15 protein-coding genes are annotated in these 23,743 nt (G+C 62.2%); 6 read left to right on the top strand and 9 right to left on the bottom strand.

Going from position 1 to position 23,743, the window contains the following annotated elements; genetic code table 11:
- The first annotated feature begins 5 nt into the window (after nt 1–5).
- From fdhF to ACODR6_RS09080, 4 genes are all read left to right on the top strand, one after another.
- On the top strand, nt 6–2,885 hold the full coding sequence (fdhF, locus tag ACODR6_RS09095) for a formate dehydrogenase subunit alpha (protein WP_199627851.1): 2,880 nt from the start codon (nt 6–8) through the stop codon (nt 2,883–2,885).
- Nucleotides 2,885–3,712: a formate dehydrogenase accessory sulfurtransferase FdhD gene (gene fdhD / locus ACODR6_RS09090; RefSeq protein ID WP_489022343.1), complete on the top strand. Its 828-nt coding sequence runs from the start codon at nt 2,885–2,887 to the stop codon at nt 3,710–3,712. The genes fdhF and fdhD overlap by 1 nt, the downstream gene beginning before the upstream one ends.
- The gene (locus tag ACODR6_RS09085) at nt 3,702–3,947 is read left to right on the top strand and encodes a formate dehydrogenase subunit delta (RefSeq protein WP_112720154.1); all 246 of its coding nucleotides are present in this window, start codon (nt 3,702–3,704) and stop codon (nt 3,945–3,947) included. Before fdhD ends, ACODR6_RS09085 begins: the two co-directional genes overlap by 11 nt.
- Nucleotides 3,948–4,038: 91 nt before the next feature.
- Entirely contained in the window at nt 4,039–5,697 is a 1,659-nt protein-coding gene (locus ACODR6_RS09080; RefSeq protein WP_489022342.1) for an OFA family MFS transporter, read from the top strand.
- A 156-nt stretch (nt 5,698–5,853) separates the two neighbouring features.
- Here the strand turns inward: ACODR6_RS09080 and ACODR6_RS09075 are convergent, their stop codons facing one another.
- The 6 genes from ACODR6_RS09075 to rocF all read right to left on the bottom strand — a co-directional run bounded on the left by ACODR6_RS09075 (nt 5,854) and on the right by rocF (nt 13,873).
- A complete protein-coding gene (locus ACODR6_RS09075; protein WP_489022341.1) occupies nt 5,854–6,573 on the bottom strand; it encodes a polysaccharide biosynthesis GNAT family N-acetyltransferase UppQ in 720 nt (239 codons plus the stop codon).
- Nucleotides 6,574–7,089: 516 nt separating this feature from the next.
- The gene (locus ACODR6_RS09070; RefSeq protein WP_112720157.1) at nt 7,090–8,847 is read right to left on the bottom strand and encodes a methyl-accepting chemotaxis protein; all 1,758 of its coding nucleotides are present in this window, start codon (nt 8,845–8,847) and stop codon (nt 7,090–7,092) included.
- Nucleotides 8,848–9,161: 314 nt separating this feature from the next.
- Nucleotides 9,162–9,638: a chemotaxis protein CheW gene (locus tag ACODR6_RS09065; RefSeq protein ID WP_112720158.1), complete on the bottom strand. Its 477-nt coding sequence runs from the start codon at nt 9,636–9,638 to the stop codon at nt 9,162–9,164.
- Nucleotides 9,638–11,422: a methyl-accepting chemotaxis protein gene (locus tag ACODR6_RS09060; RefSeq protein WP_489022340.1), complete on the bottom strand. Its 1,785-nt coding sequence runs from the start codon at nt 11,420–11,422 to the stop codon at nt 9,638–9,640. Before ACODR6_RS09060 ends, ACODR6_RS09065 begins: the two co-directional genes overlap by 1 nt.
- A 298-nt stretch (nt 11,423–11,720) precedes the next feature.
- The gene (gene rocD, locus ACODR6_RS09055) at nt 11,721–12,920 is read right to left on the bottom strand and encodes an ornithine--oxo-acid transaminase (protein WP_112720160.1); all 1,200 of its coding nucleotides are present in this window, start codon (nt 12,918–12,920) and stop codon (nt 11,721–11,723) included.
- A gap of 17 nt (nt 12,921–12,937) precedes the next feature.
- Nucleotides 12,938–13,873 (bottom strand): arginase, encoded by a 936-nt coding sequence (gene rocF / locus ACODR6_RS09050; RefSeq protein ID WP_112720161.1) that lies wholly within the window; start codon nt 13,871–13,873, stop codon nt 12,938–12,940.
- A 128-nt stretch (nt 13,874–14,001) separates the two neighbouring features.
- Here rocF and ACODR6_RS09045 point away from each other — a divergent pair, with 128 nt between their 5' ends.
- Nucleotides 14,002–14,430 carry an Lrp/AsnC family transcriptional regulator gene (locus ACODR6_RS09045; protein WP_112720162.1) on the top strand — a complete coding sequence of 143 codons (429 nt, stop codon included), beginning with the start codon at nt 14,002–14,004 and terminating at the stop codon, nt 14,428–14,430.
- Here ACODR6_RS09045 and ACODR6_RS09040 read toward each other — a convergent pair whose 3' ends face one another.
- From ACODR6_RS09040 to ACODR6_RS09030, 3 genes are all read right to left on the bottom strand, one after another.
- Nucleotides 14,431–20,535, bottom strand: a complete 6,105-nt coding sequence (locus tag ACODR6_RS09040) for a translocation/assembly module TamB domain-containing protein (protein ID WP_489022339.1) — start codon at nt 20,533–20,535, stop codon at nt 14,431–14,433. It abuts the gene before it with no gap.
- A 62-nt stretch (nt 20,536–20,597) separates the two neighbouring features.
- Nucleotides 20,598–22,520, bottom strand: a complete 1,923-nt coding sequence (locus ACODR6_RS09035; protein WP_489022338.1) for an autotransporter assembly complex protein TamA — start codon at nt 22,518–22,520, stop codon at nt 20,598–20,600.
- A 169-nt stretch (nt 22,521–22,689) separates the two neighbouring features.
- A complete protein-coding gene (locus tag ACODR6_RS09030) occupies nt 22,690–22,956 on the bottom strand; it encodes a YMGG-like glycine zipper-containing protein (protein WP_112385738.1) in 267 nt (88 codons plus the stop codon).
- 280 nt (nt 22,957–23,236) lie between these two features.
- On the opposite strand from ACODR6_RS09030, the gene ACODR6_RS09025 reads away from it, so the two are divergent.
- The gene (locus tag ACODR6_RS09025; protein WP_112720165.1) at nt 23,237–23,728 is read left to right on the top strand and encodes a (2Fe-2S)-binding protein; all 492 of its coding nucleotides are present in this window, start codon (nt 23,237–23,239) and stop codon (nt 23,726–23,728) included.
- Nucleotides 23,729–23,743 lie beyond the last annotated feature (15 nt).

Genomic DNA, 23,743 nt, shown 5'->3' with positions numbered 1-23,743 from the left:
GACCCATGTCTCTCGTTCACGAAATTGACTACGGAACGCCGGCTTCGAAATCCGAAGCCATGGTCACGCTGACCATCGATGGCCGCGAAATCACCGTGCCGGAGGGCACGTCGATCATGCGTGCTTCCATGGAAGCCGGGATCCAGGTGCCGAAGCTCTGCGCCACCGATATGGTCGATGCCTTTGGCTCCTGCCGCCTCTGTCTCGTCGAGATCGAGGGCCGCAACGGAACGCCTGCGTCCTGCACCACGCCGGTTGCCGCTGGTCTCGTCGTCCATACGCAAACGGGCCGCCTGAAGGATATCCGCCGCGGTGTGATGGAGCTCTATATCTCCGACCACCCGCTCGACTGTCTGACCTGCGCTGCCAACGGCGATTGCGAATTGCAGGACATGGCGGGCGCCGTCGGACTGCGTGACGTTCGCTACGGCTATGAGGGCGACAATCACGTCAAGACGCGCAGCAACGGCGAGATCAATCTGAAATGGATGCCGAAGGACGAGTCGAACCCGTACTTCACCTATGATCCGTCGAAATGCATCGTCTGCTCGCGTTGCGTTCGTGCCTGCGAGGAAGTGCAGGGTACATTCGCGCTGACGATCGAGGGGCGTGGTTTCGGCTCACGCGTTTCGCCCGGCATGCACGAGCATTTCCTCGATTCCGAATGCGTTTCCTGCGGCGCCTGCGTGCAGGCCTGCCCGACGGCGACGCTGACGGAAAAATCGGTCATCGCCATCGGTCAGCCGGAACATTCGGCCGTCACAACCTGCGCCTATTGCGGCGTCGGCTGTTCGTTCAAGGCGGAAATGCGCGGCGAAGAGCTGGTGCGCATGGTGCCCTGGAAGGATGGTCAGGCGAACCGCGGCCACTCCTGCGTCAAGGGCCGCTTCGCTTACGGCTATTCGACACACAAGGACCGTATCCTCAACCCGATGATCCGCGAGAAGGTCACTGACCCCTGGCGGGAAGTGACCTGGGACGAGGCCTATGCGCATGTCGCCTCCGAGTTCAAGCGCATCCAGTATCAGTATGGCCGCGAAGCGGTCGGTGGCATTACCTCGTCGCGCTGCACCAACGAGGAGACCTTTCTCGTCCAGAAGCTGATCCGTGCCGGCTTCGGCAATAACAATGTCGATACCTGCGCCCGCGTCTGCCATTCGCCGACCGGCTACGGTCTCGGCCAGGCTTTCGGCACATCGGCCGGTACGCAGAATTTTGACAGCGTCGAGCATTCCGATGTCGTGGTCGTCATCGGCGCCAATCCGACCGATGGTCATCCGGTCTTCGGTTCGCGTCTGAAAAAGCGGTTGCGCCAGGGCGCCAAGCTGATCGTCATCGACCCCCGCCGCATCGATCTGGTGCGCACGCCGCATGTCGAGGCGGCCTATCACCTGCCGCTGAAGCCCGGCACCAACGTTGCGGTCATGACGGCGCTGGCGCATGTCATCGTCACCGAAGGCCTGTTCAACGAGAAATTCATCCGCGAGCGCTGCGACTGGTCGGAATTCGAGGATTGGGCGGCCTTCGTTTCGGAACCGCAGCATAGCCCCGAGGAGACCGAGAAGTTCACCGGCGTTCCGGCTGCCGATCTGCGCGGTGCGGCACGACTCTATGCGCTCGGCGGCAATGGCGCGATCTATTACGGCCTTGGCGTCACCGAGCACAGCCAGGGCTCGACGACGGTCATGGCGATCGCCAACCTTGCCATGGTGACCGGCAATATCGGCCGCGAAGGCGTGGGCGTGAACCCGCTGCGTGGCCAGAACAACGTGCAGGGTTCCTGCGATATGGGCTCGTTCCCGCACGAGCTGCCGGGCTACCGCCATATCTCCGATGACGCGACCCGCGATGTCTTCGAGAAGCTCTGGGGCGTGAAGCTCAACAACGAGCCTGGCCTGCGCATTCCGAACATGCTGGACGCGGCTGTCGATGGCACGTTCAAGGGCCTCTATATCCAGGGCGAGGACATCCTGCAGTCCGACCCCGACACCAAGCATGTGGCGGCTGGCCTCGCAGCGATGGAATGCGTCGTCGTGCAGGATCTCTTCCTCAACGAGACCGCCAACTACGCGCATGTCTTCCTGCCTGGTTCGACTTTCCTGGAGAAGGACGGCACCTTCACCAATGCCGAGCGCCGCATCAACCGCGTGCGCAAGGTGATGACGCCGAAGAACGGCTACGCCGACTGGGAAGTGACGCAGAAGCTCGCCCAGGCGATGGGCCTTAACTGGAACTACAAGCATCCTTCCGAGATCATGGACGAGATTGCCGCGACGACGCCGAGCTTTGCGATGGTCTCTTACGACTACCTGGAAAAGATGGGCTCGGTTCAGTGGCCGTGCAACGAGAAGCATCCCGAGGGATCGCCGATCATGCATGTCGACGGTTTCGTTCGCGGCAAGGGCAAGTTCATCCGCACGGAATATGTCGCGACCGACGAACGGACCGGCCCGCGCTTCCCGCTGCTGCTCACCACCGGCCGCATTCTCAGCCAGTACAATGTCGGGGCGCAGACGCGCCGTACCGATAACGTCGCCTGGCATCCGGAAGACCGGCTGGAAATCCATCCGCATGACGCCGAGCAGCGTGGCATTCGCGATGGCGACTGGATCAAGCTGCAGAGCCGCTCCGGCGATACGACGCTGCGGTCGCTTATCACCGAGCGCGTGGCGCCGGGCGTCGTCTACACGACCTTCCACCACCCGACGACACAGGCCAACGTCATCACCACCGATTTCTCCGACTGGGCGACAAACTGCCCGGAATACAAGGTGACGGCGGTGCAGGTTTCGCCTTCCAACGGGCCGACGGAGTGGCAGCTCGAATATGACGAGCAGGCCCGCCAGAGCCGCCGTATCTCCGGCAAGATGGAGGCCGCCGAGTAATGTCCGACCGGCACACGCGCATCCCTGTCAGCCGCATCGCCCGCAAGGGCGGTGTGGTCGTGCCGGGTGAGCGGATCGTGCCGGAAGAGGTGCCGATCGCCTTCTCCTATGGCGGCAGCTCGCATGCGGTGATGATGGCGACGCCCGGTGATCTTGAGGATTTCGCCGTCGGCTTCAGCCTGACGGAGGGTATCATCAGCTCGATGGAGCAGATCTCCTCGATCGAGGCTATCGATGGCGACATCGGCATCGACGTGCAGATCATGCTTGCCGATGACGTCGAGGATGCTCTGCGCGCCCGCCGCCGCAGCATGGCCGGGCCGGTCGGCTGCGGGCTCTGCGGCATCGAGTCGATCGAGCAGGCGGTACGAAAGGTGCCGGATGTGTCCGCTGCCGGTGTGACGCTGACGCATGCCGATATCGTCCGGGCGGCTTCGCTGCTGAACGAGGCGCAGCCGCTGCATCGCGAAACCCGGGCCGTCCATGGCGCAGGATTCTATCTGCCCGGCGAAGGGCTTCTTGCCGTCCGCGAGGATGTCGGCCGTCACAATGCGCTCGACAAGCTCTGTGGCGCGGTGATCCGCTCGGGCCGAAACGGTGCCGGTGGTGCCGTCGTCGTTACCAGCCGTATTTCGGTCGAGATGGTGCAGAAGACGGCGATCTTGGGGGCATCGATCCTGATCGCCATCTCGGCGCCGACAGCGCTTGCGATCCGCACGGCCGAAGAAGCCGGAATGACGCTTGTTGCGCTGGTGCGCGGCGAAGACTTCGAGATTTTCACCCATCCAGACCGCATCTCGCCCGAAAGCATCGCCGATGTCGCATGATACCCGTTCCAAGCTGGTCTACATGGCCAATCAGATTGCCACTTTTTTCAAGACCCAGCCGGCCAACGAGGCGGCTCAGGGAGTTGCCACGCATATCAATAAATTCTGGGAGCCGCGCATGCGGCGCCAATTTTTCGAGATTCTGGAGCAGGAGAATAACGGTTTCGATCCCTTGGTGATTGAGGCGTCTTCCCTGATCCGCAAGCCCGAGCCGGCGGAGCCTATCCGGCAGTAAGCATCGTTTCGCGCAAGGGGGGACGCAGGTTGTCATTGCCTGTTCGAGCGCGATTCATGTCAGCAAGGTCAGATCCAGGAGGAACTTATTCATGACCGCAGCGGATACATCAGGAGCAGGGGTAGTGGCGGGCGCTGGCCTGCTTGATCGTGAGCGAATAATTGCGCAGCCGGGGTTCAACCGCTGGCTCGTGCCGCCGGCCGCACTCGCCATTCATCTGTGCATCGGCATGGCATACGGCTTCAGCGTGTTCTGGCTGCCGCTGTCGAAATCTCTCGGCATCAGCGCTTCGACTGCCTGCCCGGATCTGACACTGGCTTCGGCCCTGTTCACCACCAGCTGCGATTGGCGCGTCGCCGATCTCGGCTGGATCTATACGCTGTTCTTCGTGCTCCTCGGCTGCTCGGCAGCGATCTGGGGCGGCTGGCTTGAGCGGGTCGGTCCGCGCAAGGCCGGTTTCGTTTCCGCCTGCTGCTGGTGCGGTGGCATTCTCGTCGCCGCCGTCGGCGTCATGACCCATCAGCTATGGCTGATGTGGCTCGGTGCCGGTGTGATCGGCGGTATCGGCCTCGGTCTAGGCTATATCTCGCCGGTCTCGACGCTGATCAAGTGGTTCCCGGACCGCCGCGGCATGGCAACCGGCATGGCGATCATGGGCTTCGGCGGTGGCGCGATGATCGGCGCTCCGCTCGCAAACCTGCTGATGAACACCTTCAAGACCGACACGTCGGTTGGCGTCTGGCAGACTTTCGTGGTCATGGCCGTCATCTACTTCGTCTTCATGATGGGCGGTGCCTTCGGCTACCGCATCCCGCCGGCCGGCTGGCGTCCGGAAGGCTGGACGGCGCCTGCCGCCAAGAGCAGCATGATCACCACCAAGCATGTGCATCTGCGCGATGCGCACAAGACCAAGCAGTTCTGGCTGATCTGGGCGGTGCTCTGCCTCAACGTTTCCGCCGGTATCGGTGTTATCGGTATGGCGTCGCCGATGCTGCAGGAAATCTTCGCCGGTTCGCTGATCGGCCTGCCGGATGTGGGCTTCGCGCAGCTTGATGCAGGCCAGAAGGCATCAATCGCAACGATCGCGGCGGGCTTCGCCGGTCTGTTGTCGCTCTTCAATATCGGCGGACGGTTCTTCTGGGCGTCGCTGTCCGACAAGATCGGCCGCAAGAACACCTACTTCACGTTCTTCATCCTCGGCATCGTTCTCTATGCGGCGGCACCGACGCTTGCCGACATGGGCAACAAGGCGCTCTTCGTTCTCGCCTTCGGCATCATCCTGTCGATGTATGGCGGTGGCTTTGCGACGATCCCGGCCTATCTCGCCGATATCTTCGGCACGCAGTTCGTCGGCGCCATCCACGGCCGTCTGCTGACGGCATGGGCGACCGCCGGTATCGTCGGCCCCGTCGTCGTCAACTATATCCGCGAGGCACAGATCTCGGCCGGCGTTGCACCCGGACCGGCGCTCTATACCGGCACGATGTATATCCTCGCTGGCATGCTGGCGCTTGGATTGATCGCCAACCTCTTCGTACGGCCGCTTGCCGACAAGTGGTTCATGTCGGACGCAGAAGTGGCATCGCTGCAGGCGAAATCGGCGGCCGCCAGCGCCGGGCCGAGCGGCTCGTTCGGCATCGGCCGCGGCGGTTTCGACGCCAAGGCGGCTCTTGCCTGGGCCGTCGTCGGCATTCCGTTGCTGTGGGGTGTCTGGGTGACGCTGAAGGCGACGCTTGCGCTGTTCGGCTGATCGGAACTGATGATTTGAGAGAGGGGGCATGCGCTTTGCGCGTGCCCTTTTTCGCATAAAAAAGGCGCCTCCGGGGCGAGGCGCGAAAATTCTGGAGTTGAGCTGTTGCCCAGGAATACCCGGCGCCGAGGCGCCGGGTACTGCCGGGGGAGGCGGTCACCGCATTGCGATGACCATGCGGCAGAGCTTGACGAGGCTCGCCTCGTAGCCGCCGGAGCCGAGGATGTCGCGGCAGCGCAGCTTGACCTTGGCCTTTTCTGCAGCCGACATGTCATTATAGGAGTAGGTCGGGCCGTTGGGGCCGCGCGGACCGTTCGGGCCATCAGGACCGCCGGGGCCGTCCGGATCGTTCGGGTCGATGCCAGGCAAGCCGAGGGCGATATCGACGAGCGTGTTGCCGCCGAGACCAGCCTTGGCCTTGGCGCTGACGAGGCCGGGACCGCCGACAGTGGCGTTCACATCCGCATTGAGCCCCTTCGTGCCGCCGACGCTGGCCGTGGTGCCGACGCCGAGGCCCTTGGTTGCGCCGCCGAGCGTCGTCTTGCTGTTGATACCGTTGGTGCCGCCGACGGATGCGTTAACGCCGAGGCCGCCCTTCGAGGTGCCGCCGACGCTGGCATTGACGCCACTGGAGCCGCCGATCGAGGCGCTTAGCCCGCGGCCGCCATTGTTGCCGACGCTGACGCCGTTGCTGCCGCCAATGCTGAGGCCGCCGCCACCGCTCTTGCTGCCGCCGCTGCTGCTGCTGCTCTTGGAGCCGCCGCCAAGGGCGCTCCCCAGGCCGCCGAGCAGGCCTTCAGCAGAAGCCTGTGCCGGAATGATGAGCGATGCACAGCTGATTGCGACTATGGCGATCGCCGATTTATGATACTGCATTTCCAACCTCCAAAACGATTCTGCCAGGACCCCATGCCCAGGCTTGGAAATCAAAATTGGAAGCGCGCGCTTTCCGTCTCGGGATGTCAGCAACCAAGAGTGGCTGTCTGGTCTCTCGTTGATACAATATAAGAATATACGTAAGTTCTAATGTTGTGTAGCTGTTTCGCGCTAAGGTTGGTTTTGCTTATTTGTACAGCTAAAGAGATCTAAACGAAAAAGATCGCAATCTGTATAGATCATTTTCCATTGCGCAATAATTGGAAAGTTCTGGAATTTATAGCGATTGCTTTTATTAGGATTCCCGGAAATTGGCTGCGGGAAAGCATTGTTCGCATTGTCGTATTGCATAACGGCGCTTGTGCCGCTCCGAATTTGATTTCGTCAATCGTAATATTCTAATTCAATCAAGGATTACGCATCTGGTGGCTGTTGATCAGCACGTTTTGCTTGCAATGATGGAATGAAAAGGCCCCGCAGAGCGGGGCCGGAGTAACAGTCGTGCTTGCCTGGAGCTTAGAATTCTTCCCAGCTATCGGCCGCCGGAGCGGCTGCGCCATGCGCCTTGGCAACGCGGGCGACCAGATGCAGGGCCGGGGAATTATGCATCTGCCGTGTGGCGGTGCGCTGTTGCATTTCATTGCCGAGACGGAACTGGCTGAGAAGCGATCTCAGGATCTCGGCTTCGGCCGCAAGCTTATGGCTTGCCGCCGTGCTCTCCTCGACCATGGCTGCGTTCTGCTGCGTCGCCTGGTCCATGGTGTTGATGGCCTGGTTGATTTCCTTCAGACCCGTTGCCTGTTCGCGTGAGCCTTCGACGATTGCCGAGACGTTGGTATTGATCGCGGCGACCTGCCCGAGAATTTCCTCGAGCGCCTCGCCGGTGCGGCCGACGAGGCTGACGCCGTTCTTCACCAGCTCGCTCGACTGGTTGATCAGCGCCTTGATCTCCTTTGCCGCACTCGCCGAGCGCTGCGCCAGTTCGCGGACTTCCTGTGCGACGACCGCGAACCCCTTGCCGGCCTCGCCGGCGCGGGCGGCTTCGACGCCGGCGTTCAGCGCCAGAAGATTGGTCTGGAAGGCGATGTCGTCGATAACGCCGATAATGTTGGTGATCTCGCGCGAGGATTGCTCGATCTGGCCCATGGCGGCGACCGCGTTGCGCACGACGACGCCGGACTGTTCGGCGCCCTGCTTGGTCTTGGCGACGAGCGAACCGGCCTCGGCGGCGCGGTGGCTGGAGTCGTTCACGGTCGTGGTGATCTCTTCCAGCGCCGCTGCCGTCTGCTCGACGGAGGCGGCTTGCTGTTCGGTGCGCTTGGAGAAGGAGTCCGCTGCGCCGCCGATCTCCTGCGAGCCTGCCGCGATCGCCACGGTATTCTCGCCAATCGTCGTCAAGGTATCGCGCAGCTTTTCGATTGCGGCGTTGAAATCATGGCGCAATTGCTCCATCGACGGCACGAAGGCGGTGTCGACGGTTTGTGTGAGATCGCCCTCCGAGAGCAGCTTCAGCGCTGCGCCGAGGCGGCTGATGGCGCTCATGCGTTCGGTGACATCGGTGGCGAATTTCACCACCTTATAAACGCGGCCATCGGCATCGATGATCGGGTTATAGGCGGCCTGGATCCAGATCTCCTTGCCGCCCTTGCCGTAGCGGACGAATTCATTGGCGATGAACTCACCGCCCGCGAGGCGGCGCCAGAAATTGGCGTATTCCTCGGTGCGCGCATAGGCCGGATCGCAGAACATACTGTGATGCTTGCCGGTGATTTCGGAGAGGCTGTAGCCGAGGCCTTTGCAGAAATTCTCGTTGGCCGTCAGGATCTCGCCGTTCGGCTTGAACTCGATGACAGCCTGGGAACGCGAGATGGCGTTCAGCTTGCCGGCGTCGTCGATCGACTGGCGCTTGGTCTCGGTGATGTCAGAGGCGAACTTGACGACCTTATAGGGCTTGCCGTTCTTGAAGACGGGATTGTAGGTCGCCTGGATCCAGATCTCGCGGCCACCCTTTGCGAGGCGCTTGTAGGCGCCGCTGTCATACTCGCCGCGGCCGAGCCGCGCCCAGAATTCGCGATACTCGGCGGTTGCCGCGTAGGCGGGGTCGCAGAACATGCTGTGGTGCTTGCCGGTGATCTCATCCAGACCGTAGCCAATGGCCCGGCAGAAGTTGTCGTTGGCCTTGAGGACATTGCCCTTCAGGTCGAATTCGATGACGGCTTGCGATTTCGAAATGGCATCAAGAATGTATTTTGCATCGGAAGATAAACCAAGCATCCCCGTTCCCCATTTGTGGCCGGCGCGCCCTGCGCCACGGCAGAAAATGCCCAAATGCAATCTATGGATTTCGACGGAGGCTATTCTCGCTAAACGGGATAACTTCAACTATCGGAAAACATAGTATGCTTTTGTCGCAACCAATGATGCTAACGGGAAGGTTAATTTAGCGTATAAAAGAGATTGCTAATAAGATTTGTTTTGGCCACAAGTTTTCATCGGTGATTTCTGCTGGGCATGAAATTCTACCGGGCACGAAAAAGGCCGCCTCAGAGGGCGGCCTTTTATTTGAGCTTCGTTGTGGCGCGCAGTGATCAGGCGGCCAGCTCTTCGGCTTCGTTTTCCTTGAACATCTTGGCGAGGTTCAGGAAGCAGATCATGCCGTTTTCCGAAGCGATGATGCCTTCGCAGTAAGCGCGGTCGAAGGAAGCGGTCACTTCCGGAACCGGCTGAACCTGGCTGGACGAGATCGTCAGGATGTCGGAGACGCGGTCGACCAGCATGCCGATGACCATGCTGTGAACTTCAGCAACGACGATTGCGCTGCGTTCGTTGGCGACGGTGCTCTTCATGCCGAGTTTGTAGGCGAGGTCGATGATCGGGATGACCGAGCCGCGCAGGTTCATGACGCCGATGACATCGGTCGGAGCATGCGGGATCGGCGTCGAAGGGGCCCAGCCACGGATTTCGCGGATGGTTGTCGTCTTCACGCAGAATTCCTGATCGTGCAGCCGGAAGGCAATGATCTCGAGCGTGTCGCCACTGAAACTATTGGAATTAATGGTGCTCATTAGAAATCTTCCCAGTTCTCGTAAGCCAGAGCGGCTGCGCCGCCATTGGCGCGGACAGTACTTACCCGTTGACCACGCGGCGTTCCGTAGGCGGCTGGCGCGTTTGTGGCTTTGTTGTTGAGCTTAGCCAAAGAGTGTTGCGCAAATCTAAACTGTGACAGCAGAACTCTGAGGTTTTCGGCCTCTTTGGAGAGCTTGCCGCTCGCCGCAGTCGTCTCCTCGACCATCGAGGCATTGTCCTGTGTCACCTGATCCATGGCGTTCACCGCCTTGTTGATCTCGTTCAGCCCTGTCGACTGCTCGCGGGCGGCTGTAACGATGGCGACGACGTTGCTGTCGATCTCGGTCACCTGCGAGACGATCTCTTCCAGCGCATTGCCGGTTTCGCCGACCAGGGTGACGCCGCTCTTCACATGCTCGGTCGATGCGGTAATCAGCGTCTTGATTTCCTTGGCCGCGTTGGCGGAGCGCTGGGCGAGTTCGCGGACTTCCTGGGCAACGACGGCGAAGCCCTTGCCGGCCTCTCCGGCGCGGGCAGCCTCGACACCGGCGTTGAGCGCCAGAAGATTGGTCTGGAAGGCAATCTCGTCGATGACGCTGATGATGTTGCTGATCTCGCGCGACGAGTTGGCGATCTGATCCATGGCGCCGATGGCCTTACGGACGATGCTGCCGGAGTGCCCAGCGCCTAGCTTGGTCTTGGCCACCAGTTCGCCAGCCTCGCCTGCGCGCTTGGCGCTGTCGGCGACCGTCTGGGTGATCTCCTCGAGAGCAGCCGCAGTCTCCTCGACGGTCGCGGCCTGGCGCTCGGTGCGGCGGGAGAGCTCATCGGCTGCGATGCTCATCTCGCGGGAGCCGTGGGCGATCGCGTCGGTATTTTCGGCAACGGTGCGCATGGCATCGCCCAGCCGCTCGACGGCGCTGTTGAAGTCGAGGCGGACCTTGTCGAGGGCGGGGAGGAAGGGCGTGTCGATCAAGCCGGTAAGATCGCCGGCGGCGAGTTTCGTCAGGCCCCGGCCGAGCTCGTCGACGGCGTGGACACGGCTGGTGATGTCGGTCGCGAACTTGACGACCTTGAAGACGCGGCCGTTCATGTCGAAGATCGGGTTGTAGGATGCCTGGATCCAGACGACCTTGCCGCCCTTGCCGATGCGCTTGAACTCTTCGGCGACGAACTGGCCGGACGCGAGCTTGGCCCAGAATTCGCGGTAGGCGGGCGAGCCGGTATAGGCCGGTTCGCAGAACATGCTGTGGTGCTTGCCGCGGATTTCGTCGAGCCTGTAGCCCACGACGTCAAGGAAGTTGCCGTTGGCGGTGAGGATCTCGCCGGCCGGGGTGAATTCGATCACGGCCTGGGCGCGGGAGATCGCCTCGATCTTGCCGATGGCGTTCGCCGACTCGAGCTTGGTCGCAGTGACATCGGTCGCAAACTTGACGACCTTGTAGGGCTTGCCGTTGGACAGAAGCGGGTTGTAGGTCGCCTGGATCCAGACTTCGCGGCCGCCCTTGCCTATGCGACGGTATTCGCCGGCGTCAAATTCGCCGCGGCCGAGCTTTGCCCAGAAGTCCTTATAGGCCTGCGAGGCGACGTATTCCGGCTCGCAGAAGATGCGGTGGTGCTTGCCGACAATTTCGGAAAGCTCGTAGCCGACTGTGCGGCAGAAGTTTTCGTTGGCGGTGAGGATATTGCCCTGCAGGTCGAATTCAATGACGGCCTGCGATCTGTTGAGCGCCGAGAACATCGCCTTGGCGTCGGTTCCTGAAACTATTGAAAATAACGGCATCGTCGTCCCTTATGGAGACTGCGCCTCAGGCGATACGGGGGCGGCTCTCTTGCCGGAACAGGGCAACAGGTGTCCGCACCTGCATCGCATCCGGTGCGGCAGGTCTGAGCTCAAATAAATCCTGAAAACCCGGCTCCTGCCCCCGCAAATACGCCCTGGTGTTTCTACTAAAGTAATATAATTATTTAGATTAAGAATGAGTAACTGCGGCATTTTACTGCCGCATATTAGTAATGTTTTCCTGAGGATGGCCGAAAATACTTCCCCGGAGTTGCGGCCGGGGAAGTGGCTGCAGACTTCAGGTAATCGTCTTTTCGATCTGCTCGACAGCCCACTCGACCTGCTCCTTGGTGACGACCAGCGGAGGGGCGAGGCGAATCGTGTTCTCGTGGGTATCCTTTGCGAGCAGGCCGCGCTCCTTGAGACCGTAGCAATATTGGCGGGCGCCACCTGCTTCCGGCTCCAGCTCGACGGCCAGCATCAGGCCGCGGCCGCGAACATCCTTGACGATGTTGGAGCGGATCGAGCGCAGGCCTTCGAGGAAGTAGTCACCCATCTTCTCAGCATTCTCGATCATGCCTTCTTCGGTCAAGACCTTGAGCGCGGTGCGGGCGACGGCGCAGGCGAGCGGGTTGCCGCCGAAGGTCGAGCCGTGCTGGCCGGGCTTCAGGACGCCGAGGACTTCGCTGTTCGAGAGAACGGCGGAAACCGGATAGAAGCCGCCGGAGAGCGCCTTGCCGATCAGCGTCACGTCGGCTTCGATGCCTTCATGCTCTTCGGCAAGCAGTTTGCCGGTGCGGCCGAGGCCGGTCTGGATTTCGTCGAGGATCAGCGTGACGTTATGCTGAGTGCAGAGCTCGCGGACGCGCTTGAAATAGCCCGCCGGCGGGATCTTGACGCCGGCTTCGCCCTGGATCGGCTCGATAAGGGCGGCAACGGTGTTCTCGTTGATGGCGGCGGCAAAGGCGTCTGCATCGCCGAAGGCAATGGTGCGGAAGCCCGGGGTGAAGGGTCCAAAGCCGGTGCGCGCATCGGGATCGGTCGAAAAGCTGATGATGCTCAGCGTGCGGCCGTGGAAGTTGTCCGAGCAGACGATGATCTCGGCCTTGCCCTCCGGCACGCCCTTCACTTCGTAGCCCCATTTGCGGACCGCCTTGATGGCGGTTTCGACGGCTTCGGCGCCGGAGTTCATCGGCAGGATCTTGTGCGAGCCGGTGAGCGCTGCAAGCTCTTCGTAGAGATAGGCCAGCTGGTCGTTGCGGAAAGCGCGCGACGTCAGCGTCAGGCGCCCGGCCTGCTCGACCATGGCGGCGAGGATCTTCGGATGGCAGTGGCCCTGGTTCACCGCCGAGTATGCCGAGAGGCAGTCGAGATATCGCTTGCCGTCGGTATCCCAGACGTAGACGCCTTCGCCGCGGGTCAGGACGACGTCGAGCGGCTTGTAGTTATGGGCGCCGAGCCGCTGTTCGGTGGCGATCAGGCTTTCAGATGCGTTCATGGCCGTGTTCCCTCAGATTATGCGGCGCGTGTCGGACGGTCGAAGATACGGCGGCCGAAGAGGCTTGCCGTCAGCTCGACGAGGACGCGGGCACTTTTGCCGCGGTCGTCGAGGAATGGATTGAGCTCGACGAGGTCGAGCGAGGAGACGAGGCCGCTGTCGGAGAGCATCTCCATGACTAGGTGGGCTTCGCGGAAGGTCGCGCCGCCCGGAACCGTCGTGCCGACGCCGGGCGCTATATCGGGATCGAGGAAGTCGACGTCCAGGCTGACATGGAGAAGGCCGTTCGCCGCTTCGACGGCAGCCAGGATTTGCTTCATGATCGCGGCAATGCCCTGCTCATCGATCGAGCGCATGTCGAAGACGTTGACGCCGTGCTGCTTGATCAGCACGCGCTCAGGCGCATCGACGGAGCGGATGCCGACCTGGAAGACATGGCGGGGATCGACGAAGGGGCGGTTCTTCGGCAGGATTTCGGCAAATTCTGCGTTGCCGCTGAAGAAAGCCACAGGCATGCCGTGGATGTTGCCGGAGGGCGAGGTTTCCGGCGTGTTGAAATCGGAATGGGCATCGAGCCAGATGACGAAGAGCGGACGGCCCTTTTCGGCGGCATAGCGCGCCATGCCGGAAACGCTGCCCATGGAGAGGGCGTGGTCGCCGCCCAGAATCAGCGGGAAGCGGCCGGCTGCTGCCGCTTCGTAGGTGCTTGCTTCCAAAGCGCGGGTGAAAGCGCCGACGATGCGCAGGTTATGGGCGTTCGGATGGTTCGGCAGATCGCGGGCGGGGACGATCTGCAGGTCGCCTTCATCCTTCACGTCGTGGCCAAGCTCGATCAGCGTCTGGTCGATACCGGCGATGCGTAGCGCTGCCGGGCCCATGGCCGCGCCTCTGCGGCCGGAGCCTTCTTCGAGGGGAACACCAATGAGGGTGACTGCGCGCGACTGAACGTCCATTCCGGGCTCCGTTTCCGAGTTTCGAGTTGCATATTCGGCTATCGGCGCGGCGGCAAAAAGATGGAAAATTGCCAAAAGAAAAGCGCCATTGTACAGATTGATCACATCATTTGAGCAAAGTGAACATCATGGATGATCTGGATCAGGAACTGCTGAGCGCGCTGCGCCACAATGCGCGCACGCCGGTATCGTCGCTTGCGGCAATGACCGGCGCGTCACGCGCCACCGTGGCAGCACGTATCGACCGGCTGGTAGCGAATGGCACGATCGCCGCCTTCACCATCCGTACCGGTCATGAAGTGCGCTCGGCCGGTGTCCGGGCCATCATTCTCATCGAGGTTCTCGGCAAGCTCGCCGACAAGGTGGCCGATCAGCTGCGCGGTCTTCCGCAGGTGCGCGCGCTTCACAGCACCAACGGCAAATGGGACTTTATCGCCGAACTGGAAGACCGTGATCTGGTTTCTTTCGACGAGACCCTCCGGCGCATTCGCCTGATCGACGGCATCAACGTTACCGAGACCAACATCCTGCTGAAGACCAGCAAGACGGTGTTCTGATCAGTATTCGTGCTCGTAGACAACGCCTGCTTCGCCAGAGCCGTTGCCGCCGGCCGCACCACGCAGCTTCACGCCGCGGCCGACATCGAGATTGATGACCGCCTTGGCGCCCGCTTCGCCGCCCTGCTGCAGCTCGAAATAGGTGCGTTCGTTGAGATAGCGGCCGACGCTGACGCTGGTCTGGCCCTTCTCGTCGGTGCTGATGTCGAGATCGTCGACGCCGAGCTGATTGCGCAGGCCTTCGAAGAGCGAGGTCGAGCGTCCGCCCGCCAACTGGCTGACGGCATCGGCAAGCTGGGCGATCTGCACCGGCGAGAGCTTCGACATCGACTGACCGAAGATCAGCTGCGCCAGCACTTCGTCCTGCGGAAGGGCGGGGGAGGAGGAGAAGGTAATGGCGGGATCGGTGGCGAGACCCGCGACATCGACGGTCAGCGTCGTCGTGCCCGATGTCGAGCTGGCTTCCATGTCGAGCGCCGGTGTCAGGTCGCCGGCGAAGGTGATGCGGCTCTTGTCGGTGAAGTTCATGCGCCGATTGAGGATCGTCAGGCGGCCGCGCCGCATGGTGAAGCCGCCGGAGACGACGGGCGAGGCTGCCGTTCCCTTGATCGTGACGCTGCCGCCGAGCTCGGAATCGATGCCGCGGCCGCGGACGAAGATCTGCGAGGGCGCATCGAGCCGCAGGTCGAGGGCGATGGTCGAGGATTTCTGGCTGGCGCCCTGGTTGCCTTCGTCGCGCAGCTGGGCGCGAACGGCGGCAGGCGCATGGATATGCTTGATGTTGATCTCGCGCAGCGATGTCGGCAGCTTTTCCGGTACCGTGATCGATGCCTTTTCGAGATTGAGGCGGCCGCTCAGCGTCGGATTGGACAAAAGCGGGCCGCGCATGCCGAGCGTGCCGTCCACCGTGGCGACAACCAGCGTGCCGTCGACATAGACGGCCTTGTCGAGCTTCACCTCGATATTGACGGGGTAGCCGCTGTTCGGCTGGATGCCGACCGTGCCGCTGGCGGAGATGGCACCGCCGCTGGCGAGATTGGCGCTGAAGCGGGAAATAGTCGCCTGCTGACCATTCATGGTGATGTTGGCGGTCAGGTTGTTGAGCGCAAGATTGCGGCGCACGTCGACCAGCTTGGCGCCACTGGTGTTGATCGTGCCGTTGATCACGGGGCCACCGGCGTTGCCGGTGATGCGCAGATCGATATCGGCAGCACCATCGGCGACAAGGCCCTGCTGGGCGAGTTGCGCGCCGAGAATGGCGAAGGGAAGATTGCCCTTGAACTGCAGGTTCAGGGCGCGCTGGCCTGCTATGCCGACGCTGCCGCCACCCTTCATCGACAGGCCGCCTTCGCCGCTGAGACCGGTATCGATCGTCAGGGTTTGACCTGCGAGCTTGCCATCGGCGGTGATGCCGAGCGGCGCGAGCCCGGCGCTCTTCGTCTGGCTGGTCGCGGCATTCTTCCAGTTCAGCTTGAAATCTACATTCGGGATCGGCAGCTTTCCGGCGGCGCTTGCACTGCCCGAGATCGCGCCCTCGGCGCCGAGACCGGGAACGAAAGCGTTGGCGATGCCGGCCGGCAGATTGGCGATGTCGGCATTGGCCTTCAGCGAATTGGCATCTGGACCGGCGACCGTGAAGCTGCCCTTGCCCTTCAGCGACAGGGCGCCGCTGCCGCTGGCATTGACGTTGAAGTTCAGCGTGTTGCCCGACAGCGTGCCATCGGCCGAGACGCCAAGGCCGGTGACGTTGGCGGCTTTCGTATGGCTCGTGGCCGCATTCTTCCAGGTCACCTTGAAGTCTGCAGCCGGGTTCGGAAGCTTGCCGGATGCCTTGGCGGTGCCGGAGATTAGGCCCTCGGCGCCGAGGCCGGGAACGAAGGGATTGGCGAGACCAGCCGGGACGTTGCTGATATCGGCACCGACATTCAGCATGTTCGCATCCGGGCCGGAAACGATGAAGTTGCCGTTCGCCTTCAGCGAGAGGCTGTTGGTGCCGCTCGCCGTGGCATCGAAATCGAGCTTGTCGTCGGCGAACTTGCCCTTGGCCGAGACATCGAAGCTTGCAAGCTTTGCCTTCTTCGTCTGGTCGGTCGCGGCATCGCTCCAGGTCAGATTGAAGTCGGCAGTCGGCCGCGGCAGTTTGCCGGATGCCTTGGCGGTGCCGGAGATCAGGCCTTCGGCGCCGAGGCCGGGAACGAAAGGATTGGCGAGGCCGGCAGGCAGATTGCTGACGGTCGCATCGACGGAGATCGCGTTGGCATCGGGGCCTGCGACCGTGAAATTGCCGAGCGCCTTCAGCGACAGGCTGTTCTTGCCGCTGGCGGCCGCATCGAAGTCCAGCCTGTTATCGGCGAACTTGCCCTTGGCCGTCACATCGAAGCTGGCGAGCTTTGCTTTCTTCGTCTGATCGGTTGCGGCGTTGGCCCAGGTCAGGTCGAAATCGGCGGTCGGCGCCGGAAGCTTGCCCTTGGCCTTGGCCGTGCCCGAGATCAGGCCCTCGGCGCCGAGGCCCGGCACGAACGGGTTTGCGAGACCGGCGGGGACGTTGCTGAGCGTCGCGTCGACTGAGAGCGTGTTGGCATCAGGCCCGGCGACGGTGAAGTTGCCGAGAGCCTTGAGAGACAAGCTGTTGGCGCCGTCGGCGCTGGCATCGAAATCGAGCTTGTTGTCGGCAAACTTGCCCTTGGCGGAGACGTCGAAGCTGGCGAGACCGGCCTTTTTCGTCTGGCCGGTTGCCGCGTCGGTCCAGGCAAGATCGAAGTCGGCGGTCGGGCGTGGCAATCTGCCGGTCGCCTTCGCCGTTCCGGAAATCATGCCTTCGGCTGCGAGATCCGGAACGAAGCCGTTGGCGAGGGATGCGGGGACATTGCTGACGGTCGCATCGACGGAGAGGGAGTTGGCCTGAAGGCCGGAGACAATGAAATTGCCGGTCGCCTTGAGGCTCAAATCCCTGGCGCCCGCCGCATCGACAGTGAAATCGAGCGCGTCTCCGGCGAAGGTGCCGTTTGCGGTTATGCCAAGCTTGGCGAGACCGGCTTTGACGGTCTGGCTGGTTGCGGCGTCCTTCCAGGTCACCTTGAAATCGGCGGTGGGTTGCGGAAGCTTGCCGGATGCCTTTGCCGTTCCGGAGATGATGCCCTCGGCGCCGAGATCGGGAACGAAGGCATTGGCGAGAGCAGCCGGCACATTGGCGATCTCGGCATCGACGGATAGCGCCTGTGCATCAGCGCCCGCTACCGTGTAATTACCCGATGCCTTCAGCGACAGCTTCTTGTCGCCTGCCGCGGTGGTCTCGAAATCCAGGCGGTTATCGGCAAACTTGCCGCCTGCCTCGATTGCGAAGCCGGAAAGGCCGGCCGCCTTGGTGTGGCTGGTGGCGGCATCCTTCCAGTCGAGCTTGAAATTAGCGAGCGGTGCTGCGGGTGTGCCGGTGACCGTGACCGTGCCCGAGATCGTTCCGGCCGCTTCGAGCTTGGGCACGAAGGTGTTCGCGAGGCTTGCCGGCAGATCCTTGATCGTGGCGTTGATATCGAGCGTTTCCCCGGCCGAGCCGGAAACGCTGACCGAGCCGTCGCCGGTGCGGATCGTCAGGCCGTCGAGTTTGGCTGCGCCACCCGAGATGGTGACTGCCGTCGGTGCAGCTAGGTCGACTGCAATGTTGCGTGGCTTGGCGGAGAGCTGGTTCAGCTCGATCTTCATGTCGCCGCCGTTGGTCTCGACGGCACCGGCCGCGACCAGCGGATTAGCATCGTAGGTCGACGACAGATCGAAATTTGTCCGGTTCTGCTGCTGGGTGAAATTCAGCGCCAGACCGCTGATCACATTGGCGCCCGACGAAATCTCGTCGGCCTTGACGACGCCGCTCGCGGCGAAGGCCTTGAGGTCGCTGATCGTCACATCGATATCGGGCCGGACGAGCGAGAGGCCGTCGCGGCGGATGCCGCTGCCGCTTGCCTTGGCGGCGATCGAAATCTTGCCGCCGTCATTGGCGATGTCGAAGCCGCCCTTGAGGTCGCCCTCGGCACGCTGACCGGCAAGCGCCGCAAGCAAGCCAACATCGGGGAAATCGAAGCTCAGCTTGCCGCTTGGCAGGAAGGAGGGCGTCAGCTCGATATTGCCGTTCAGCTTGTTGGCGCCGGCCTCGACGGAGATCGACGGGATGCTGGTGATGCCGTCCTTGGAAAGGGCGTTGGCATTGATCGTCAGCGGCTGGCCGTCGATCGCGCCCTTCGCCTCGATCGTTGCCTGCGGTGCGGCTGGGTCGGCGGTGCCGGTGATGTTGACGTCAAGGTTCGAAAGCGTGCGGTCGACCGTATGCAGCATCGCCGACTTGAGATTGGCCTTGATCGCAAGGGCCGAGAGCGCGCCGCTGACATTGACCGTGTAACCGACTTCACCGCTGGTGTTCTCGGCGAGCTTGGCGATATCGGGCAGGCGCCCGCTGAGATCCGCAGCCAGCGTGTCGCCGTCGAGCGTCACGTTGCCGGCTGTTTCGATCGTGCCGGATTTCACGATCAGGTTCGACAGGTTGATCTTCGACGGGATCGTGCCAGCGACCTGGGTCTCGATCGAGATCGGCGTATCGAAGCGTGGAGCGACGGCGGGCGGGAGAGCTGCCGGCTCGATGGTCAGCTTGGCATTGCCCGTCAGCGCCTGGCTTGCCAGCCGGTAGGTGCCGTTGACGCTGCCGCTGGCATTGGCGCTTTCGAGCGTCGTGCCGTTGAAGCCGATGCTGTCAGGGGCAATCTGGATCGGGGCAGCGAGCGTGACCGGGCCCTGGATTGCGCGGTTGAGGTTCGGATCGAGGAAAGCCGTATCGCCGGCCACCAGCCGGATCTGTACGCCGCCGCTACGCTTGGCGATGTTGAAAGCGTCGCTCTTGGCTGTGAGCTTGACGTTGCTTGCCGTTGCCTGCGGCAAGGTGACGGCGTCGAGCGAGGCGCTCGCGTTCAGGCGGGCTGCCTGGGCATCGCCCGTCAGCGCCAGATTGAGGCCGCTGATCAGGAAGCGCGCCTCGCCTTTTTCGAGCGGCCAGCGAAAATCGACCGGACCCGACGTCCCGAGCACATTGGCGTTGAGGCTGTTGTTGCCGGCGGGATCGAGCGTCCCGGAGGCGGCGATGACGACCGAGCCGGTCGCGAGATTGCCGGTCTGGATGTCAATCTTGCCCTTGTTGTCGAAAGTGGCGGCGAGATCGATATTCGTCTGGCCGGCAAAGAGCGGGCGGAAGGGTGGGGGAAGCAGCGAGCTCAGATCGCCGCCGCCTTTCAGGTTCAGTTGGTGAAGCCCCTCGGGCGTGAGCACATGCTGGCCCTCGATCGAGGCGCGCGGCTGGCCATCGAGCGAAGCCTGCAGCTTGGCTTTCCAGTTGGAGATCGGTCCGTCGCCGTCGATGGCGACATTGACGGCAGGTTCGCCCGGCAAAGACAGCAGCGTTGCCAGAAGCCCGCCCTTGGGCTCGGCCACCTGCGCCTTCAGCCGTAGCTGATTTTCTCCAGGGATGAAGGCGACGTCGGCGCTGAGCTTGGCGTCCGGCACGGACTGGCGGTTGACGTTGATGACGGCATGGCCGCCGTCTTGGTCGGCCTGCACATTGCCGTTCGCCATCAGCGTGAAGGCGCGTCCGGCCAGCTGTTCGCTGAGATTGATCTGCGGCAGGGCGATGTTGTCGACGGCGATATTGATCGGCAGTTTGAAGCCGCCTTCCTCGCCGGTATCGGGCGGGGAGGGCAGGGTGCGGATCGGTTTACGCACGACGGTCACCGACTGGATGCCGATCTGCTTGGCGTGGAAGGTGCCGGTCAGAAGTGCTAGCGGGTTCCAGTTGATCGAGATGCCGCGGGCTTCGGCAAAGACACCGCGCGTATCGGAAATCGTCACCTGCGCCGCATCGAGACCGCCGGTCAGCAGACTGCCGGGCTCGCGGATCGCGATGTTCATGTCGCGGTTGGAGATGATCTCGGCGACCTTCTCCGTCACGATGCGCGAACCGAAGGTGGTGAAGCCGAAGATGGCAATGGCGATCGCCGCGGCCACAAGCACGACGCCCAGCCCGTAGCCGAGCAGCCTTACGATCCAGTTGATGAGCTTCGTCAGTGCTTGCATGAAGGCGGACACTATCCCGTTCGCGAGGTGCTGCAGCGGCCAAGCGGCTGCTTGTCACACCGTTAGAATGATTGGCCTATGCCGGCATAGATGCCATAGGCCGTGCCATTTTCGTACTTGTTCAGCGGTACGGCAAAATCAAGCCGCAACGGGCCGAAAGGCGTTGCATAGCGGATGCCGACGCCCGCACCGGCCCGGAAATCCCCGAAATCCGGGAAGGTCTCGGCGGAGACCGTGCCGACATCGAGGAAGGGCACGATGCCGATCGTATCGGTGATCCTCACGCGCGCTTCTAGCGACGCGGTCACGTAGGACTTGCCACCCGTCGCCTCGTTGTCGGCGTCGTAGGGCGAGATTTCCTGATAGCCGTAGCCGCGCACCGATCCGCCGCCGCCTGCGAAGAAGCGGCGGGTCGCCGGGATGTCCTGCAGCTCTCCGCCGACCATGAAGCCGGCCGCGAGCTTGCCTGCAAAGACGACATTGTCCTCAGCGCCGATTGCCTGATAACCCGAGATCGAGCCCTCGAAGGAGGAGAAGATCGTGCCGTTGAAGGCTTCATAGCTCGGGGTTGCCGCGAGCGTCGCGCGGTAGCCTTCGGTCGGGTTGAACTTGTTGTCGCGGGCGTCGCGCTCATAGGTCAGCGGCAGAGCGAAGGTCAGGTATTCGTTCTGGCCGAAAGCGTCGTCGTCCTTTTCGTAGCTGATCTCGCCGGCTGCCGAGACGGTGTCCTGATCGCTGAGCTCATAGGCATAACCGAGCGAACCGGTAAGCAGCGAGGCATTGTAGGCATCCGGGTTTTCGGTCTTGGCGAGGATCGATGCCTTCAGCGTTCCGGCAGGCAGGAAGGCGCCGGGCTTGGTAAAGGAGATGCCGGCCGAGTAGTCGAGATTGCTGATGTCGTTTTCGCCGAGACGGCCGACAGCGCCTTCGATGCGCAGCGATTCCGCCTCGCCGAAAAGGTTGCGGTGGCCCCAGTAACCCTGAACGCCGAAGCCGTCGATCGTCGAATAATTGGCGCCGAAGCCGAAGTAGCGCTGCTTGCCTTCGGAGATCTCGATGGTCATCGGCAGTGTGCCATCGGCAGCAAGCTCGTTGGCTTCGTGAATGGTGACGCTGGAGAAGACGCCGAGCGCCCGCAGCCGGTCACCGGCCTTTTTCAAGGCTTCGGGCGAATAGGCATCGCCGCGGTTGAGGCGGGAATAGCGCTGGATGAAGTCCGGTTTCACACCCTTTTCGCCGGTGACGCCGACGGAGCCAACAGGTGCGACCGGGCCGCCTTCCGTGGTGATGATGATGTCGACGGTGTTGCTGCGGTGGTCCGCGACCACTTCGCGCTTGGTGAGCTTGGCAAGTGGGCGACCCTCGCTCTTCAGCTGCTCGACGATCTTGTCGCCGGCCTTGATGATGACGAGGGATCCGGCTTCCTGGCCGGGCGCGAGGTCATAGTCGGCCGGATTGCGCATCGCCGCATCGCCGCCGAACTGGACATCGCGGACATGGAAAACGGGGCCCGGATCGACGGAGACGTTGACCGGGACCGGTTTCGAGCGGTCGAAGACCGGATTGGGCGGCAGATCATCGATATTCTTGCCGCCGATGGTGATGGTGACGACACCGCCGTAGCGGGCCTTTTCGTAAAGCGTGGCGATCAGCCGGTCGCGATCGTCGCGCGCCTTGACGACGACGCCGAGATCGCCGGAGACGGGCTTGTCCTTGTCGCCGACGAGGCGCGAGCTGTTCTGCAGCGCTTCGGTGAGATCGGGATCGGCGGTGCCCGCGGTCAGGTCGACGTCATAGCGCACCGGATCAGGAACCTGCTCCGCGTCGCTATCGTCCTTGCCGAATATCGTTATGCCAAACAGCTTGAAGGCGTATGCCTCATCGACCAGAATCGGCGAAAGCGCGGCGGTTGCCGCGATCACCATCATGGTGCCTGTCCGCCGATACGCGAAACCCGCTTTCGGTGTCTTCCCTCTGATCTGCATCCGCCGCTTTTTGTTACATGAAAATGAAGCTTCGCGTTGCCCAGCCGCGGGCACCTTAGCGGCAAAAATGCGAAACGTGTACCAATTTAAGTTGTTGCTGGGCTAATTTAGTACAAAAAATGAAAAATCCCGGCGCTGGCCGGGATTTCTGCATCGTTGAATTTAAGTCTTAGTAGCCGCCGCGCGGGCAGTCGTCGATATAGCGGTTGCCGTTCCGGTCGCGGTAGTAGCACTGGCCAGGCTGCTCGGCGACACGGCCGATCAGGGCACCAGCGACACCGCCGATCGCTGCGCCAACAGCGGCACCACGAACATTACCGGTTGCAACGCCGCCGATCACGGCGCCGGATGCGGCGCCAATGCCGGCACCCTGCTGGGTTGGAGTACAGCTCGCGATCGAGAGGCCGACGAGTACGAATGCAATAATCTTCTTCATTTTCATCTCCTGGGTTGGCTGCCCCCCGGGCAGCAGCTGTCCCTCACGTGTTTTTCTTTTTGTCACGCTGCCTGCAAACTATGGCGTAAAGAAATCGTGTCCAGCAAGTGCCACGAAAAATCCGGTCACGCTTCATTTCAGAACGTTGCAAGAGGGTCGGCGGCTTTTCCTCCCGCATAGTGAAGCAAAATTGATACAACTCCCTAAAGTAGCGGTTGATAGTGCAGGGAAAAAGTCAAATGATGCCGCTTGTGCCTGGAGGAGGCACGAGGAGGACATCATGGCGAAAGTCAAACTGACGGTGAATGGCCGCGCGGTGAGCGGCGACTGTGAAGAAAGAACGCTTCTCGTCCATTTCATTCGCGAAAAGCTCGGCCTGACCGGCACCCATGTCGGGTGCGACACGACCCAATGCGGTGCCTGCGTCGTTCACATGGACGGCAAGTCGGTGAAGAGCTGCACGATCCTTGCCGTCCAGGCATCCGGCTCATCGGTGACGACGATCGAGGGGCTTGCCGCAAACGGCGAACTGCATCCGGTCCAGGCAGCCTTCAAGGAGCATCACGGCCTGCAATGCGGCTTCTGCACGCCCGGCATGGTGATGGCCTCGGTCGATATGATCAACCGGCATGGTGGCCAGCTGGACGAAGAGACCGTCCGCCACGAGCTCGAGGGCAATATCTGTCGTTGCACCGGCTATCACAACATCGTCAAGGCCGTGCTGTCTGCCAATGCCGAAATGCATGGCGGCGCCAAGCAGGCTGCCGAATAGCATCTCCCTGAATTC

It is taken from the genome of Rhizobium sp. FG96, from assembly GCF_057808655.1.
The sequence above is the reverse complement of the archived record's forward strand: the minus strand, read 5'-3'. Positions and strand labels throughout refer to the sequence as shown.

Coding starts and splice junctions, on each gene's coding strand:
- ACODR6_RS09025 (WP_112720165.1), top strand. CDS start 23,237: ATGGCGAAAGTCAAACTGACGGTGAATGGCCGCGCGGTGAGCGGCGAC.
- ACODR6_RS09045 (WP_112720162.1), top strand. CDS start 14,002: ATGGATGATCTGGATCAGGAACTGCTGAGCGCGCTGCGCCACAATGCG.
- ACODR6_RS09030 (WP_112385738.1), bottom strand. CDS start 22,956: ATGAAGAAGATTATTGCATTCGTACTCGTCGGCCTCTCGATCGCGAGC.
- ACODR6_RS09080 (WP_489022342.1), top strand. CDS start 4,039: ATGACCGCAGCGGATACATCAGGAGCAGGGGTAGTGGCGGGCGCTGGC.
- ACODR6_RS09070 (WP_112720157.1), bottom strand. CDS start 8,847: ATGCTTGGTTTATCTTCCGATGCAAAATACATTCTTGATGCCATTTCG.
- ACODR6_RS09035 (WP_489022338.1), bottom strand. CDS start 22,520: ATGCAGATCAGAGGGAAGACACCGAAAGCGGGTTTCGCGTATCGGCGG.
- fdhF (WP_199627851.1), top strand. CDS start 6: ATGTCTCTCGTTCACGAAATTGACTACGGAACGCCGGCTTCGAAATCC.
- ACODR6_RS09065 (WP_112720158.1), bottom strand. CDS start 9,638: ATGAGCACCATTAATTCCAATAGTTTCAGTGGCGACACGCTCGAGATC.
- ACODR6_RS09040 (WP_489022339.1), bottom strand. CDS start 20,535: ATGCAAGCACTGACGAAGCTCATCAACTGGATCGTAAGGCTGCTCGGC.
- ACODR6_RS09075 (WP_489022341.1), bottom strand. CDS start 6,573: ATGCAGTATCATAAATCGGCGATCGCCATAGTCGCAATCAGCTGTGCA.
- ACODR6_RS09085 (WP_112720154.1), top strand. CDS start 3,702: ATGTCGCATGATACCCGTTCCAAGCTGGTCTACATGGCCAATCAGATT.
- ACODR6_RS09060 (WP_489022340.1), bottom strand. CDS start 11,422: ATGCCGTTATTTTCAATAGTTTCAGGAACCGACGCCAAGGCGATGTTC.
- rocF (WP_112720161.1), bottom strand. CDS start 13,873: ATGGACGTTCAGTCGCGCGCAGTCACCCTCATTGGTGTTCCCCTCGAA.
- fdhD (WP_489022343.1), top strand. CDS start 2,885: ATGTCCGACCGGCACACGCGCATCCCTGTCAGCCGCATCGCCCGCAAG.
- rocD (WP_112720160.1), bottom strand. CDS start 12,920: ATGAACGCATCTGAAAGCCTGATCGCCACCGAACAGCGGCTCGGCGCC.